This window comes from Pseudomonas sp. Z8(2022), assembly GCF_025837155.1.
GTDB lineage: Bacteria > Pseudomonadota > Gammaproteobacteria > Pseudomonadales > Pseudomonadaceae > Aquipseudomonas.
The window spans coordinates 4,409,220-4,423,597 of record NZ_CP107549.1; the positions used below are offsets into that span (position 1 = coordinate 4,409,220).

The 14,378-nt window shown below is 65.0% G+C and carries 12 protein-coding genes; 7 read left to right on the forward strand and 5 right to left on the reverse strand.

Features of this window, described 5'->3' with window-relative positions; translation table 11 throughout:
* Positions 1-222: 222 nt before the first annotated feature.
* From OEG79_RS20875 to cfaB, 3 genes are all read right to left on the reverse strand, one after another.
* Positions 223-1,566 carry a sigma-54-dependent transcriptional regulator gene (locus OEG79_RS20875; protein WP_264146844.1) on the reverse strand — a complete coding sequence of 448 codons (1,344 nt, stop codon included), beginning with the start codon at positions 1,564-1,566 and terminating at the stop codon, positions 223-225.
* A gap of 146 nt (positions 1,567-1,712) precedes the next feature.
* On the reverse strand, positions 1,713-3,464 hold the full coding sequence (locus OEG79_RS20880) for a sensor histidine kinase (protein WP_264146845.1): 1,752 nt from the start codon (positions 3,462-3,464) through the stop codon (positions 1,713-1,715).
* Positions 3,465-3,504: 40 nt separating this feature from the next.
* A complete protein-coding gene (gene cfaB, locus OEG79_RS20885; RefSeq protein ID WP_264146846.1) occupies positions 3,505-4,689 on the reverse strand; it encodes a C17 cyclopropane fatty acid synthase CfaB in 1,185 nt (394 codons plus the stop codon).
* Positions 4,690-4,858: 169 nt separating this feature from the next.
* Between cfaB and OEG79_RS20890 the strand changes: the two genes are divergently transcribed.
* Entirely contained in the window at positions 4,859-5,698 is an 840-nt protein-coding gene (locus OEG79_RS20890) for an AraC family transcriptional regulator (RefSeq protein WP_264146847.1), read from the forward strand.
* A 75-nt stretch (positions 5,699-5,773) separates the two neighbouring features.
* Entirely contained in the window at positions 5,774-6,379 is a 606-nt protein-coding gene (locus OEG79_RS20895) for a LysE family translocator (protein ID WP_264146848.1), read from the forward strand.
* An 8-nt stretch (positions 6,380-6,387) separates the two neighbouring features.
* Here the strand turns inward: OEG79_RS20895 and OEG79_RS20900 are convergent, their stop codons facing one another.
* On the reverse strand, positions 6,388-7,371 hold the full coding sequence (locus OEG79_RS20900; protein ID WP_264146849.1) for a GlxA family transcriptional regulator: 984 nt from the start codon (positions 7,369-7,371) through the stop codon (positions 6,388-6,390).
* 94 nt (positions 7,372-7,465) lie between these two features.
* Here OEG79_RS20900 and OEG79_RS20905 point away from each other — a divergent pair, with 94 nt between their 5' ends.
* Positions 7,466-8,077: a LysE family translocator gene (locus OEG79_RS20905; protein ID WP_264146850.1), complete on the forward strand. Its 612-nt coding sequence runs from the start codon at positions 7,466-7,468 to the stop codon at positions 8,075-8,077.
* A gap of 142 nt (positions 8,078-8,219) precedes the next feature.
* Positions 8,220-9,230, forward strand: a complete 1,011-nt coding sequence (locus OEG79_RS20910; protein ID WP_264146851.1) for a sel1 repeat family protein — start codon at positions 8,220-8,222, stop codon at positions 9,228-9,230.
* Positions 9,231-9,279: 49 nt separating this feature from the next.
* On the opposite strand, the gene OEG79_RS20915 is transcribed toward OEG79_RS20910, so the two are convergent.
* Positions 9,280-9,849 (reverse strand): flavin reductase family protein, encoded by a 570-nt coding sequence (locus OEG79_RS20915; RefSeq protein WP_264146852.1) that lies wholly within the window; start codon positions 9,847-9,849, stop codon positions 9,280-9,282.
* 230 nt (positions 9,850-10,079) lie between these two features.
* Between OEG79_RS20915 and OEG79_RS20920 the strand changes: the two genes are divergently transcribed.
* From OEG79_RS20920 to OEG79_RS20930, 3 genes are all read left to right on the forward strand, one after another.
* Positions 10,080-11,387: an MFS transporter gene (locus OEG79_RS20920; protein ID WP_264146853.1), complete on the forward strand. Its 1,308-nt coding sequence runs from the start codon at positions 10,080-10,082 to the stop codon at positions 11,385-11,387.
* A 144-nt stretch (positions 11,388-11,531) separates the two neighbouring features.
* Complete coding sequence (locus tag OEG79_RS20925) at positions 11,532-12,011, forward strand: carboxymuconolactone decarboxylase family protein (RefSeq protein ID WP_264146854.1); 480 nt, start codon at positions 11,532-11,534, stop codon at positions 12,009-12,011.
* Between the two features lie 170 nt (positions 12,012-12,181).
* Positions 12,182-14,326 carry a TonB-dependent receptor family protein gene (locus tag OEG79_RS20930; RefSeq protein WP_264146855.1) on the forward strand — a complete coding sequence of 715 codons (2,145 nt, stop codon included), beginning with the start codon at positions 12,182-12,184 and terminating at the stop codon, positions 14,324-14,326.
* Positions 14,327-14,378: the final 52 nt, after the last annotated feature.

A 14,378-nucleotide genomic window follows, 5' to 3' on the forward strand; every position in this document is an offset into this window, starting at 1 on the left:
GATTGCTGGCTCAGGCATGAGCCAGGCACACATAACCTTTAGCAGACGCCATGCCAGATCAGGAAATCTCCGGCCCAGACGGGTTTCAACCAGCAACGCGGAGAGAGGTGAGCAAGATTCCGCCTACCCTGATCGACACCATAGGCGAAATATTGCCTATTACGGTGTAATGCGCCTGGCGCCGGCCGTACCAGATGGGCCGGCGGCCCTTTCCCCGCCCCGTTAGGCCTCTTCGCCGCCAGGCAGGTAATCGCTGCGGCTCAGGCCATGGCGCTGCATCTTCTCGTTCAGGGTGCGGCGTGGCAGCTGCAGCATCTCCATTACTGCCGCGATGTTGCCCTGACAGTGCAGCAGAGCGTTGTGCAGGCATTGCGCCTCGAACGCCTCCATCTGCTGCGCCAGTGCCTGGCCGACGAAACGTTCGTCCGGCGTGAAGCTGGACAGGCCCAGGGCATGGCGCTCGGCAGCGTTGATCAGCTCGCGGACGTTGCCCGGCCAGTCATGCCCCAACAGACGCGCCAGCTCGCTCGGAGCCAGCGGCGGCGCTTCACGGCCATGACGCTGCGCGGCCTCGTGGGCGAAATGCTCGAACAGCAGCGGAATGTCTTCACGGCGCTCGCGCAGCGGCGGAATGTGCAGGGTGGCGACGTTCAGGCGGTACACCAGGTCCTCACGAAAACGCCCGGCCCTGACCTCATCGAGCAGGTCCGGCTTGGCCGCGCTGATCACCCGCAGATCGACCTGGATGCTCTTGTTCGAACCCAGCCTTTCCAGGGTCTTCTCCTGCAGCACCCGCAACAACTTGACCTGCTGCGCCAGTGGCAGGCTCTCCACCTCGTCGAGGAACAGGGTGCCGCCGTCAGCGTGTTCGATACGGCCGATGCGCTTGGCCTGAGCCCCGGTGAAAGCGCCGCTCTCGTGGCCGAACAGCTCGCTTTCGAAGATGGTCTCGGGAATCGCCGCACAGTTGAGCGCGGCAAAGGCCTTGCTCGCCCGCGGGCTGAAATCGTGCAGGCAGCGTGCCACGCGCTCCTTGCCACTGCCGGTCTCACCACGAATCAGCACGTTGACCGAGGTGCCAGCCAGTTCGAGGATCTGCCGCCGCAGGTTTTCCATCGGCCGCGAAATGCCGATCAGCTGGCTTTCGATACGGCCCTTGTCGGCCACCTGCTGGCGCAGCTGGCGGTTCTCGCAGACCAGGCGGCGTTTGTCCAGGGCACGGCGCACGCTGTCGAGCAGGCGCTCGGGAGTGAAGGGTTTCTCGATGAAGTCGTAGGCGCCCTGACGCAGCGCCTGTACAGCCATGGGCACATCGCCGTGGCCGGTGACGAGGATCACCGGCAGATCGCTGTCGATCTGCAGCAGCTTGTCGAGCAGTTGCAGACCATCACTGCCGGGCATGCGCACATCACTGACGACGATGCCGGGGAAGTCGCGGTCGACCACCGCCAGGGCCTCGGCTGCACTGGCACAGGCCCGCACCTGGAAACCGGACAGTTCCAGCCACTGCTGTACCGCTTCACGAATCGCCGCTTCGTCGTCGACCACTATGACCTGAGCGCTCATGGCACCTCCTGTTCAAAACGGCGGGCAGTGTAGCCCGGATGAAATCGGCAGCGACAAGGATCGGTGTGACGGTTATCACTCGCAGGAACGACACAAGTCGCGAGCTATCGCCAACGCCACGGCGGCCAGAACCCCATCCACCGGTATCAGGGCGCCGCAGGCAGACGCAGGGTGAACACTGCACCCAGAGCGCCGTTGTGCGCCTCCAGGCTGCCACCGAGATCACGCACGATACCGTAAGACACTGCCAGACCGAGTCCCAGGCCCTGCCCCACCGGCTTGGTGGTGAAGAAGGGTTCGAACACCCGGCCGAGCGTTTCTTCGGCAATGCCACCGCCGCTGTCCTCGACGCTCAACAGGCAGGAGTCGTCGCCACGGGCGATGCGCACCAGCAGCATACGCGGCTCGCTCTCGGCCATGGCATCGAGGGCGTTGTGCAGCAGGTTGAGGATCACCTGTTCGATACGAATGGCATCGCCGAGCACTTCGGCCTTTTCGTCGATCTGCATACGCAACTCCACCTGCTCGCTGCGCATGCGCGGCGCCAGCAGCTGCAGCGCCTGGTCCAGCACATCGCCCAGACACAGGCGTTCGCTGAGCCCGGCCGGGGTCTTGCGGGCAAAGGTCTTGAGATGGCCGGTCAGCGCAGCCATGCGCTGCAACAGCGCGTCAATGCGTTGCAGACCCTCGTGCACCGCCTCCGGCCGACCACTGCTGGCCAGCAGGCGCAGGCTGCCGAGCTGCATCTGCAACGCGGTCAAGGGCTGATTGATCTCGTGCGCCAGAGCCGCCGACATCTGTCCCAGCGCAGCCATCTTGGCCGCATGCACCAGGCCGTCCTGGGCCTCGCGCAGCTCGGCGGTGCGCAGCGCCACCTCACGTTCCAGACGCTCGCGGATGCCCGCCTGCAGACGCTGGTTCTTGCGCCGCTGGAAGAGAAACAGCAGCAGGAAGGCGAAGGTCATCCACACCCCGGCAGCGGCAAGGCGATAACTGCGCACGCTGTCGGCCAGACCGACGGGCTCGCTGAGCAGATGCAGCGTCCAGCCCTCCTCGGCCAGGTGCAGGCGCTGCCAGAGGTAATCACGATTGCCATCCGGACCCTCGACACGCGCCCAGTCGGCTTCATCATCGATATGTCGATGCACCTGATGCGCCAACGGCTGCAGCGCCTGCTCGGCGTAGCGACGTACCTCCACCAGCTCGGCGAGCGCGCGTTCATCGAGCGGCTGCAGGGCACGGAAACGCCAGACCGGCTTGTTACTGAGGATCACCACCTGATAACTGTCGGCCACCAGCAGCACGCCGGGCTGATCGACCCATTCACGCTGCAGCTCCTCCAGCTCCAGCTTCACCACCAGCACGCCGAGCAGCTCTCCCTTGTCGTCGCGCACCACATGGGAGAGGAAGTAGCCGGGAATCCCGGTGGTGACGCCGACCGCGAAGTAGCGCGCGCCACCATCGCGCAGGGCGTTCTGAAAGTACGGCCGGAAGGCGTAGTTGTTGCCGACGAAACTGCTCCAGTCCCGCCAGTTGCTGGCCACCAGGGTCTCACCCTGGGCATCGAGCAGGTACAGCACGGTGGAGCCGGCTGCAGCGTTGAGTTGCTCCAGACGCTGGTTCAGCGCCAGGCGCAGCTGGCGATCATTCGGGGCGCGCAACAGGCTGCGGATGTCGCTGTCCAGCGCCAGCACTTCGGGCACCGAACTGAAACGCTCGACCAGAGTGCGAATGGATTGGGCGTACAGCTGCAACTGCCCGCGCGCCTCGACGCTGCGCTCGTCCCAGGCCCGCTGTTGAGCATAGCGGCCGCCAAGCCAGAGGCTTACCAGCAAGCCGGCAGCAATCGCCAGAACGGTGAGCGGGACGCGATAGGGGTGGCGCGGCGGCAGGGGCATGGGCGGCTCGCAGAATCAACACGAGCCGCATGTTACCCCATCAGGCGTAGAGGTCTGCGCGCGTCCAGGGCAGATCGTGACCACCATCGTCGCGCGGCTTCACCGCCAGGATCTGATGCAGGTTCATCCAGCCGTTCTGGAAGCCATAGGCGCAGCCGGCCAGGTACAGACGCCAGATGCGCAGGGACTTTTCCGGCACCCACTGCGCGGCTTTCTGCAACTGCTGCTCCAGCCCCTGACTCCACAGATGCAGGGTCCGTGCGTAGTGCAGGCGCAGACTCTCGACATCGACGATCTCCAGCCCGGCCTCGCTGATGACCCTGGTCATGGTCGCCAGGTGCGGCAGCTCGCCTTGCGGGAACACGTAACGATCGATGAACTCGCCGGCGCCACGGCCCACCGGGCGCCCATCGGTGTGACGCGCGGTGATGCCATGGTTCATCACCAGCCCGCCGGGCCTCACCGCGGCGAACAGCCGCTCGCAGTACAGCGGCAGGTTGGCGTGGCCGACGTGCTCGAACATGCCGACACTGACCGCCTTGTCGAAGCGGCCATCCTGCGGCAAGTCGCGATAGTCGAGCAGCTCCAGCTTCACCCGGTCCTGCAGCCCCTCCTCGGCCACCCGCTGCTGCGCCAGCTCAAGCTGCGCGCGGCTGAGGGTGATGCCGTACACCTCGACGCCGAATTCGCGCGCGGCGAAGCGCGCCAGCCCGCCCCAGCCGCAACCGACGTCGAGCAGGCGCTCCCCGGGCTGCAGGCGCAGCTTGCGACAGAGGTGGCGCAGCTTGGCCTGCTGGGCCTGATCCAGATCCTCCCGGCCGGTTTCGAAGTAGGCGCAGGAATAGACCATGTCGCGGTCCAGCCACAGGCGGTAGAAGTCGTTGGACAGGTCGTAGTGGTAGCTGATGGCAGCGGCGTCGCTGTGCTTGTCGTGCGAGGTATGCAGCTCCGTTGGGGCCGGCTCGTCGCCGAGCAAGGCGGTACTCAGCGCGTCGCCGACTTCGATGGCATCTGCGATGGGGCCTTCCAGATCCACCTTGCCTTCGACATACGCGGCTCCCAGCGCATCCAGGCTGGGGTGGGCCAGTTGCGTGACCAGGCCGGGGTCCTTCACCACCAGCGTCACCCGCGGTGCGGGACCGAGGTCGATCTGCTTGCCGTCCCAGAGTTTCAGGCGCAGCGGCAACTGGAGTTCGCTAAGAGCTGTCGGTAATTGCGCGAGCATGGACATCCCTCCTGGCCAATAGTGAGAAACATCAGCCTAGACCAGAAGACCAGTACCTGCGCCCAGGGTTCAGCCGCGGCGGTGATTCGAACGCTTGCACAAATCTTCTAGTGCCGGGCGGCGAACGCGCTAAGCTCGGAGGTTCTCACGCAGAAACGGACAGCAGGCGATGAACGCGCAGTCATGGGTTGACCTCAGACAGGACGCCGATACCGGCATCGAGGTCATTCGTGCGCACTTCGTCGGGCATGCCTACGACCCGCACTGGCACGACAGTTACCTGATCGGCTTCACCGAACAGGGTGTGCAGCAGTTCCACTGCCGCCGGGCGCTATTTAGCAGCGTACCCGGGCAGACCTTCTTCCTCGAACCCGGCGACATCCACGACGGCCATGCCCCGACCCCGGGCGGGTTTACCTATTCCACCCTCTACCTGCAGCCAGCCTGGCTCCAGCGCGCCTTGCCGGCGCTGTTCGAAGAGGCGCCAGGCGACTGCCTGCCCGGCGTGCCGCGCACCCAGCCGGAGGACCCGGACCTGCTGCCCTACATCGCCGGTGTCCTGCACGCGCTGCGCGACGACGAGCCGCGCATGGTGCGTGACGCCGCGCTGGATGCGCTGCTGGAACGCATCTCACGCAGCCTCAGCTGGCGCCAACGCGCGCAGAGCAACGCACAGATCCCGGCCGTGGCCCTGCGCGCCCGTGAGTATCTGCATGCGCACTTTCACGAGAATATCGGTCTGGACGACCTGTCCGGCGTCTGCGGCGTGGATCGCTTCCGCCTGACTCGTGCTTTCAAGACGGCCTTCGGCATGGCGCCGCATGGATACCTGATCCATTTGCGCCTGGCCCACGCGCGCCGCATGCTGGCGCTCGGTTCGGCGCCGGCCGACGTCGCCAGCGACCTGGGCTTCGCCGACCAGAGTCACCTCGGGCGCTGGTTCCGCCGCGCCAACGGCTTCACCCCGGGCGCCTACCGCAGCCTGCGCACAAAGCTTCAAGACCGCTGAATCCGGCAGCCGGACAATCGCCCCATCCCCTCGGTATGGAGCGAACGCTATGCGCACTTATTCACAGGCACGACCATGAACCAGTGGCTGCCCTTCGTCATCTTCGCCTCGGTGGCTTCGATCACGCCCGGCCCGACCAACCTGCTGATCCTCGGCAGCGCGGCGCGCTTCGGCCTGTCCATCGCCCTGGCCATCGCGGTCGGAGCGAGCCTGAGCGCCAGCCTGATGCTGCTGGTGGTCGGCCTGGGTCTCGGCGAACTACTGGCCCGCGCCCCACTGTTGCAGACAACGATGAGCTGGGCCGGCGCCGTCTGGATCAGCTGGATGGCCGGCACGCTGATGCGCACCGAAGTTGCCAGCCTGGGCGAGCGCGGCGTCGATCAGCGCCAGGGCTTCGTCCAGGGCGCCGGCCTGCAGCTGATCAACCCCAAGACCTGGCTGATGACCGTCTCCGTCACGGCGATCTTTCTCGACGGCCAGGCCTCGTTCGGCGCAGTGGCGAGCTACGCGACCCTGTTCCTGCTGGTGTCCATGCCCTGCCTGCTGGCCTGGGGCCTGCTCGGCATCGGCAGTGCGCGCCTGCTGCGTCGACCGGCCAGTCTGCGACTGTTCAATCGCTGCATGGCCCTGTTGCTACTGGCCTCGGTGTGGGTGCCGCTGCTGTCACAGCTTCGCGGCTGAAGCCGCTCCTACGTCGTGGGTTTGGCTTGGCGGCGCATCGCCCCAGGCGCGATACCGAAACGCTGGCGGAACAGCTTGCCCAGGTGGCTGGCATCACTGACGCCGATCTCGTCGGCCAGCTGCGCCAGGCTGTGGCTGGAATTGAGCAGGCGCCAGCGCACATGCTGCAGGCGCAGCTCGTTCCAGTATTCGCGCGCACTCATGCCCTGGCTGGCCTGGAACAGACGGTCTAGCTGGCGCCGGCTGATGCCGACGCTGGCCGCCAGTTGCTCGATACCCGCGGAACTGGCCAGGCCGTGACGCATCAGCGCGATGGCGCGGTCGACATGGCGCTCGCCGCTCGGCGCCGTCTGCAGCGAACGCAGCGCGTGTTGGCCGCTGCGCGTCTCGTCCACCAGCATGTCCGCCAGACCCTTGAGCGCCCGCGCCCGGCCGCTGCCCTGGGCCAGCAGCTCCACTGCCAGGTCGATGGCCGCCGTACCGCCGGCGCAGGAAATCCGCGCGCCATCGAGGCAATACAGACGCTCACGAGCCAGACGCAGATGCGGAAAGCTGGTACGAAATTCCGCCTCGTGCCGCCAGTGCACCGCCACCTGATGGCCGTCGAGCAGGCCGCAGGCAGCGAGCAGGAAGCTGGCATTGTCGATCGCCACCAGCTTGACCCCGGCACGTGCGGCGCGGCGCAACAGTGGCTGGTACTCGGAAGCCAGCGCGGCGGTGGCCTGCGCATTGCGACCACCGAACAGCACCAGGTAATCGAAGGCCGCCAGATCGATCTCCTCCGACGTGGCCTCGATACGCAGCGCCGCACCGCTGCTCGACGACACATGCCCCGGCTGCAGACCGAGAATCACCCAGGCGCAATAGCGCTGGCGGCTGTAATCCTCGTCATCGGCGCTGAAGCGCAGCTTGTCAAGAAAACCACCAAACGGCAGCAGGGCGAACTCCGGCAAAGGCAGCAGAAGAAAACGAAGATCGGGCTCTTGGGACACGGCGCGTCCAATAATGACCGGTAGATGACCAGAATCTACCTCATTTCCACCGCCCTGACTGACTAGACTTGCCGCGCATTCCCTGGAGACCCGCATGGCCCTCGAACTCTGGCTCGTCTACTTCATCGCCACCCTTGGTCTGGCCCTTACGCCCGGCCCCAACAGCCTGCTGGCGCTGACCCACGGCGGGCTGTACGGCGCGCGCATGGCACTGGCCACCATCGTCGGCGGCGTGGTCGGTTTCAGTATCCTGATCGCCCTGGCCATGTTCGGCCTCAGTGCGCTGCTCAAGACCGCTCCCACCGCGCTGCTGGCGCTCAAGTGGATCGGCGGCGCCTACCTGATATGGCTGGGCGTGCAGCTGTGGCGCTCGCCGCCGATGAACCTGACCCTGGCAGATAACGGCACCCGCCCCAGCGCCACCCGGCTGTTCCGTCAGGGCCTGCTGTCAGCGCTGTCGAACCCCAAGGTGATCCTGTTCTACGGCGCCTTCCTGCCGCAATTCGTCGACCCGCAGCGCGGCCTCGCATTGCAGTTCATGGTGATGGCAGCGACCTTCGCCGTTGTTGAGTTCCTCGTCGAGCTGCTGCTGGCGCTGCTGGCCTTCCGCGTACGGCCCTGGCTGCAGCGCGGCGGCCGCGCCTTCAATCGCAGTTGCGGGGTGCTCTTCGTGCTGATCGGCGTGGCACTGCCACTGGCGCATTGAGCCGAACAGCTCTGGGGGGGAGTGTTATCCACCTCACAGCCTGGGGACATAGCCTTGCCAGCAGGGCGATGGCCGATAGAATGCCCCGGCACAAGGATGCGCCATCCGGGCGAAATTAGATAACCGATTAAGGACGATCAACATGCGCTATGTTCACTGCCTGCCAGTGGTTTTCTCCAGCCTGATTCTGGGCTGCGCCGTCACACCCGAGCAGAACGAAGCAGACCTCAACGCCACGCTACCTGTGATGACACTGGAGAGCGTGCTGCCCTCGGCAGCGGAAAACGCGTACTGCAAGCGGCACATGGATAGCGACATTCTCTACGGAGTGGGCACTACACTGTTCAATGCCAATGACGTGGCAAACGCCAAAAGCTGCCTGATCTTTGCCGCCCCCGAACATAACCGGGCCTTCTGCTACCTGTCGTTGATTGCCGACAGAGACCAGCAGAAATCCCAGGCCGACAGGGATCAGGAGTCCTTCAGCTACATGGCCTATGCCGCGAGCCAGAACGACTGGTGCGCAGAGTACGGCATGTGGCGCGTCTACCAGATCGGCAGCAAAGGGGTCGAACGTGATCCGGAACTCGCCAAACGCTGGCTGGAACGTTCGGCTCTGCATGGGTACAACGAATCCCAGAGCGCTCTTGTCTATCGCTATGAAGCGGATGGTGACCTCGTTTCCAGCCTGGCCTGGTCACGCATGCTCGGCGACGAGCAAGCCGACCAGCAGGACCAGCTGCGCCAGAAGATGGATGCCAAGCAACTCGCCGCCAGTGACAAGCTCTATGAGCGCCTCACCAAACAAGTCACCAGCAAGGAAACGATGTACGCGGAAGCACGCGAAGAGGATATCGGCCGTTACTCCGCCACCATTCACCTCGCCGTACCGCAGGCTCTCGACGGCATGAGCACCGAACAACGTCGTGAATTCATCCGGGAGACCCTGGGCATCGCACTCGAAAACGATCAGATCGAGAGCCGCGAACAGGTCGCGCTCTACATGGTGATGACGCGCAGTGCCCGGCTGAAAGGCATTACTACCGACGTACTGGCCAACGAACAGCTACTGGCGATTCTGCACAACGACGAGCTGACTTTGGCCGAGGCGCAAGCCCAGGCCCAGGGCGTGATCGACGCCGCCTACCCGTAACGCTCGAACCCTGGCGCAACTCTGCAACGCAGCCGTGGGCTGCGTCGTTTCAGGCTTTCACTGCCTCACCTATCGCGTAGTAATGCCCGCCCGCCACATGATGCAGGCTGCGCAGGCCCCGGTCGGCCGTCTCGAAATGCCAGCGGCCATCGCGGAACACACGCTCGTCGGCCCAGACTGCCACCACCTCGCCGATGAACAGGTCGTAGGCCTCCTGATTGTGCGGCTCGCGGATCAGTTCGCAGATCAGCCAGGCCGAGCAACCGGCCACCAGTGGCAGGTCATGGCCCTCCTGCTCGAACAGCTCGACGCCGGCATGCGCCAGCTTGTCCGCATCGTCGGCCAGGCTGCGGTTACCCACGGCCTGAGTCAGCTGCAGCTGCGCCAGCGTCGGAATCTGGATGGCGAAGCGCCCACTGCCCTCGATTAGCGCGCGGGTACGGGTGATCTTGTCGATCACCACCGTCAACTTCGGCGGGTCGAAATCCAGCGCACAGCACCAGGCTGCCGCCATGACGTTATCCACAGCCTGATGACGGGCCGATACCAGCACGGTGGGGCCATGGTTGAGCAGACGGTAGGCCTTGGCCAGATCGACGGGACGGATGGACGCGCGCATGCAGACTCCTGAAAGCGAAAAAGGCGCCCGCATGCTGGCTCGGGAAGACCCGCATCGCAAGCACCTGCAACAGTGGTTGTGATTCATCGGCGCAGGACGATCTCGTAAACGCCGACATCGCAGGGTCAAAGTCGCTCACGGCAACGCCACCGTCGCCGGTGTAGCGTTCGGCCAGGCACGCGCTCCGTAACCTGCCTGCAACCTTTCAGAACAGGGATCAGGAGCGTCGCATGAATGCCATCCATACCGCCCAGCAGGTCAGTCCGGCCACCTTGCACAAGGTGATCGCCGCCTCGGCCATCGGCAACTTCGTCGAGTGGTTCGACTTCGCCGTCTACGGTTTCCTCGCCGTGACCATCGCCTCGCTGTTCTTCCCGCCGGGCAACCCGACCCTGGCGCTGCTGCAGACCTTTGCCGTGTTCGCCGTGTCGTTCGCGCTGCGTCCGCTGGGTGGCATCGTCTTCGGCATCCTTGGCGACCGCATCGGACGCAAGCGCGTACTGTCGATCACCGTACTGCTGATGGCCGGCGCCACCACGCTGATCGGCCTGCTGCCCACCTACGCCAGCATCGGCCTGCTGGCGCCGCTGCTGCTGGCATTGGCGCGCTGCCTGCAGGGTTTCTCCGCTGGTGGTGAGTACGCCGGGGCCTGCGCATTCGTCATGGAGCACGCGCCCACCGAACGCAAGGCCCGTTACGGCAGCTTCGTGCCGGTGTCGACCTTTCTCGCCTTCGCCTCGGCAGCCGGACTGGTGTTCGGCCTCGACCAGATCATCAGCAGCGAACAGATGCAGGCCTGGGGCTGGCGCCTGCCGTTTCTGATCGCTGCACCGCTGGGCCTGGTCGGTCTGTACATGCGCCTGCGCCTGGACGAATCGCCGGCCTTCAAGGCACTGGCGGCCGAACCGGCAGCGGAGCATTCGCCGCTGATGGAGACCCTGCGTCTGCATGGCGCGACCATCGCCTGTCTGGGCGCGTTCATCTCCGCCACCGCGCTGTCGTTCTACATGTTCACCACCTACCTGACCACCTACATGCAGGTGGTCGGCGGCGCCGCGCGGCCAACCGCCCTATTGGCGAGCCTGGTGGCGCTGACATTCGCCGCATTGCTGTGCCCGCTCATCGGGCGCTATTCGGACCGGGTCGGCAGACGCCGCACCATTCTCACCGCCGGCCTGGCGCTGATCGTTGCGGTATATCCGGCCTTTACCCTGGCCACCTCCGGGGCGCTGCTGCCCTCTGCGCTGGGCGCCATGCTGCTGGCCGTCGGCGCGGTGATCTGCGGCGTGGTTACGGCGGTGCTGTTGTCCGAACAGTTCCCTACCCGAGTGCGCTACACAGCTTCGGCCTTCACCTACAACCTGGCCTACACCCTCTTCGGCGGCACTGCGCCGCTGGTCGCCACCTGGCTGATCGAGCAGACCGGCGACCGCATGGCGCCGGCCTATTATCTGGTGGTCATCGCCCTGATCGCGCTGGCCGGCGGCCTGGCGCTGCCGGAATCGTCGAAGCGCCCGCTGAACTATCGACCTCAGTGAGCGGGCGCAGCGAGCAAAAGTGGACCAGTCATTATCTGCATGAATGGATCTGTGTGACTGGGCCACTGCGGCGTAGATTCGTGTCTACCGTGCCAGGGCGCGCATGCCCCTGGCTACCTCTCAACGCGGATACGGACGATCACCATGAGCCAGCGCCTCGACTACTTCGCACTTTCCCCCAAAGCCTCCGGCAAATACGCCGAATTCTCCATGCTGCTGAACAAGACGCCCTTTCTCGCCGAGATCGCCCATCTGGTCACCCTGCGCGCGTCGCAGCTCAACGGCTGCGGCTTCTGCGTCGACATGCACGTGAAGGAAGCGAAGATCCACGGAGAACGTGAGTTGCGCCTGCACCATGTAGCCATCTGGCGCGAATCGCCGCTTTTCTCCCCACGCGAGCGCGCCGCGCTGGAATGGACCGAAGCCCTGACCCAGTTGGCACCGCATGGCGTGCCCGACGCCATCTACACCAGCGTGCGCGAGCAGTTCTCCGAACAGGAACTGTCGGATCTGACCTTCCTGGTGGTCGCCATTAACGGCTGGAACCGCCTCAACGTGGCGTTCCGCACCGTGCCGGGTTCCGCCGACAAGCAATTCGGCTTGGACAAGGCCGGCCTGGCCTGAGGGTTATCCACAGCATGCGGTTGCCAGTCGGCGACCGCCCTTCTGCTTACTGAGTGGCCCGCTGCGCAGTACGGGCAAAACCGGCATGATGTGTTCCCGCGCCAGCGCGGGTGACGAATCCTCGTCGATCTTCATCAGACACACTCGCCGCCGCTCAACGGAGCCCTTGCATGTTGCCCTTGCCGCTTTCCCGCCAGCCCGCCCGCCTGACCTTGCTGGCACTTGCCTGCCTGACTGGCCACGACGTCTTCGCTGACGAGCCTGTGCAACTCGAGGCCCTGCAAGTCAGCGGCGTGCAGAGGAGCGCAGTGGAAACCGCGCGCGAGGATCTTGCGCAAGTGCCCGGCGCCACCAATCTGGTGGACATGAGCAAGGTGGAGCAGGGCCGCGTGGCCGGCGTCGCCGATGTGCTGGCCTACCAGCCAGGCGTCTACGCGCAGTCCCCTGGCAACGAAGGCGTGAAGATCAGCGTGCGTGGCTCGGCTATCAACCGTGGCCCCGGCTCGCATGCCTCGGGTACCCATATCCTGCTCGACGGCTTGCCGCTGACTGGCTCTGGCGGCACGCCCTACGAACTGCTGGAACCGCTGTGGATAAGTCGCGCCGAAGTATTGCGCGGCGCCAACGGCTTCGACCGCGGCTCACTGGCTCTGGGCGGCGCCATCGACTACATCACTCACACCGGCTACACCGCGCCCAAGCTGCAACTGCGCTATGAAGCGGGCAGTCGTGGCTATCAGAAGCGCAGCATCGCCTCCGGCCAGGTGCTGGGCGATTTCGATTACTACCTCGCTCTGACCGATAGCGAAACCGACGGTTATCAGGATCATTCTTCGGGCAAGGCCAAGGGTTTCGCCGGCAACTTCGGCTATCGCCTCAACGAGAATCTGGAGACGCGGCTCTACCTGCGTTATCGCGAGACCGAACATGAAGTACCGGGCCGCCTGACCAAGGCGCAGATCGAACATGACCCGCGCGACGCTGCCGCCAACAACCTGCGCATCGACGCCTACCGCGATCAGCCCGGCAGCACCTGGATCGCCAACAAGACCACCTGGCACATTGATGACGATTCCACCCTGGTGGCCGGCCTCGCCTACCACCATTACCCGATGGATATCGTCGAGAACAGCTCGCCCAACGGCAATACCTACCGGGTTCGCGTGGACTACAGCGATGTCAGCGGCACCCTGAACTACAGCCGCCGGCATACCCTGTTCGGGCTAGACAGCACCACCACCATCGGCTGGCGCACCACCGCCAATCTGCCCAGCAGCAAGTCGAAGGAGAACGCCGCATTGCCGATCACAGTCGGCGGCACTGCCTACCCTGCCGGTACCCTGATGCGCGCCTATGAACACCTTGGTTCGGACACCGTGCTGCATATCGGCAACGAACTGGAGCTGACGCCCGACCTGTGGCTGACCAGCGGCTTGGCGCTGATCCATACCCGCCGCGAAGTGCAGGTGACCTGGCCAGCCACCGAAGACAAGCTCGACGAAAGTACTTGGGACTACGCGCCGCGTATCGGCCTGCGCTACCAGCTCACCCCCAAGGTGCAGCTATTCGGCAATATCAGCCGCTCGGTGGAGCCGCCACATGCCTGGTCGATGATCTGGGGTTCGCCACTGCGCTTCCCGGCCGGCAACCGGCCATACAGCACCCGCCAAAGCACGCCGATCCCGATGGACAACCAGACCGCCACCACCTTCGAGGTAGGCGCCCGCGGCGACTCGGCCATAGGTGCATGGGATCTGGCCTACTACTACTCGCAGGTGCGTCACGAGCTGCTCACCGTCGAGATCGAGCCCAACGTATTCGCCGAATCCAACGCCAGCCCCACCGTGCACCAGGGCATCGAAGCCGGCCTGACCAGCCCGTTGTGGCAAGGCGGCGCGGCCGGCGCCTTGAGCCTGCGCCAGGCTTACACCTTCAGCGATTTCCACTACCGCGACGACGACGAATTCGGCGGTAACCGCCTTCCCGGTCTGCCACAGCACTACTACCAGGCCGAGTTGCGCTACGAGCATCCAAGCGGCTTCTACGCCGGCTTCAATACCCAGTACGCCTCCAGGGTCGCGGTGGACTACGCCAACTCCTACTACGCTGACGCCTACGCCACCTTCGGCGCCACTCTCGGCTACGTCTCGTCAAAGGACGACTGGCAAGCTTGGCTCGACCTGCGCAACCTGACCGACAAACGCTATGCCGCCACCGTGACGCCGGGCTATAACGACAACGGCGCGGATGTGGCGCGCTCCACGCCAGGGGAAGGGTTTGGGGTGTATACGGGGGTTTCGTGGAGTTGGTTGTAAGGCTGGCGGTAAAGCCCGGTCTGCTTACGGCTACCCGGTTTCCGGTAGTTCC

Coding starts and splice junctions, on each gene's coding strand:
- OEG79_RS20875 (WP_264146844.1), bottom strand. CDS start 1,566: ATGAGCGCTCAGGTCATAGTGGTCGACGACGAAGCGGCGATTCGTGAA.
- OEG79_RS20880 (WP_264146845.1), bottom strand. CDS start 3,464: ATGCCCCTGCCGCCGCGCCACCCCTATCGCGTCCCGCTCACCGTTCTG.
- cfaB (WP_264146846.1), bottom strand. CDS start 4,689: ATGCTCGCGCAATTACCGACAGCTCTTAGCGAACTCCAGTTGCCGCTG.
- OEG79_RS20890 (WP_264146847.1), top strand. CDS start 4,859: ATGAACGCGCAGTCATGGGTTGACCTCAGACAGGACGCCGATACCGGC.
- OEG79_RS20895 (WP_264146848.1), top strand. CDS start 5,774: ATGAACCAGTGGCTGCCCTTCGTCATCTTCGCCTCGGTGGCTTCGATC.
- OEG79_RS20905 (WP_264146850.1), top strand. CDS start 7,466: ATGGCCCTCGAACTCTGGCTCGTCTACTTCATCGCCACCCTTGGTCTG.
- OEG79_RS20910 (WP_264146851.1), top strand. CDS start 8,220: ATGCGCTATGTTCACTGCCTGCCAGTGGTTTTCTCCAGCCTGATTCTG.
- OEG79_RS20915 (WP_264146852.1), bottom strand. CDS start 9,849: ATGCGCGCGTCCATCCGTCCCGTCGATCTGGCCAAGGCCTACCGTCTG.
- OEG79_RS20920 (WP_264146853.1), top strand. CDS start 10,080: ATGAATGCCATCCATACCGCCCAGCAGGTCAGTCCGGCCACCTTGCAC.
- OEG79_RS20925 (WP_264146854.1), top strand. CDS start 11,532: ATGAGCCAGCGCCTCGACTACTTCGCACTTTCCCCCAAAGCCTCCGGC.
- OEG79_RS20930 (WP_264146855.1), top strand. CDS start 12,182: ATGTTGCCCTTGCCGCTTTCCCGCCAGCCCGCCCGCCTGACCTTGCTG.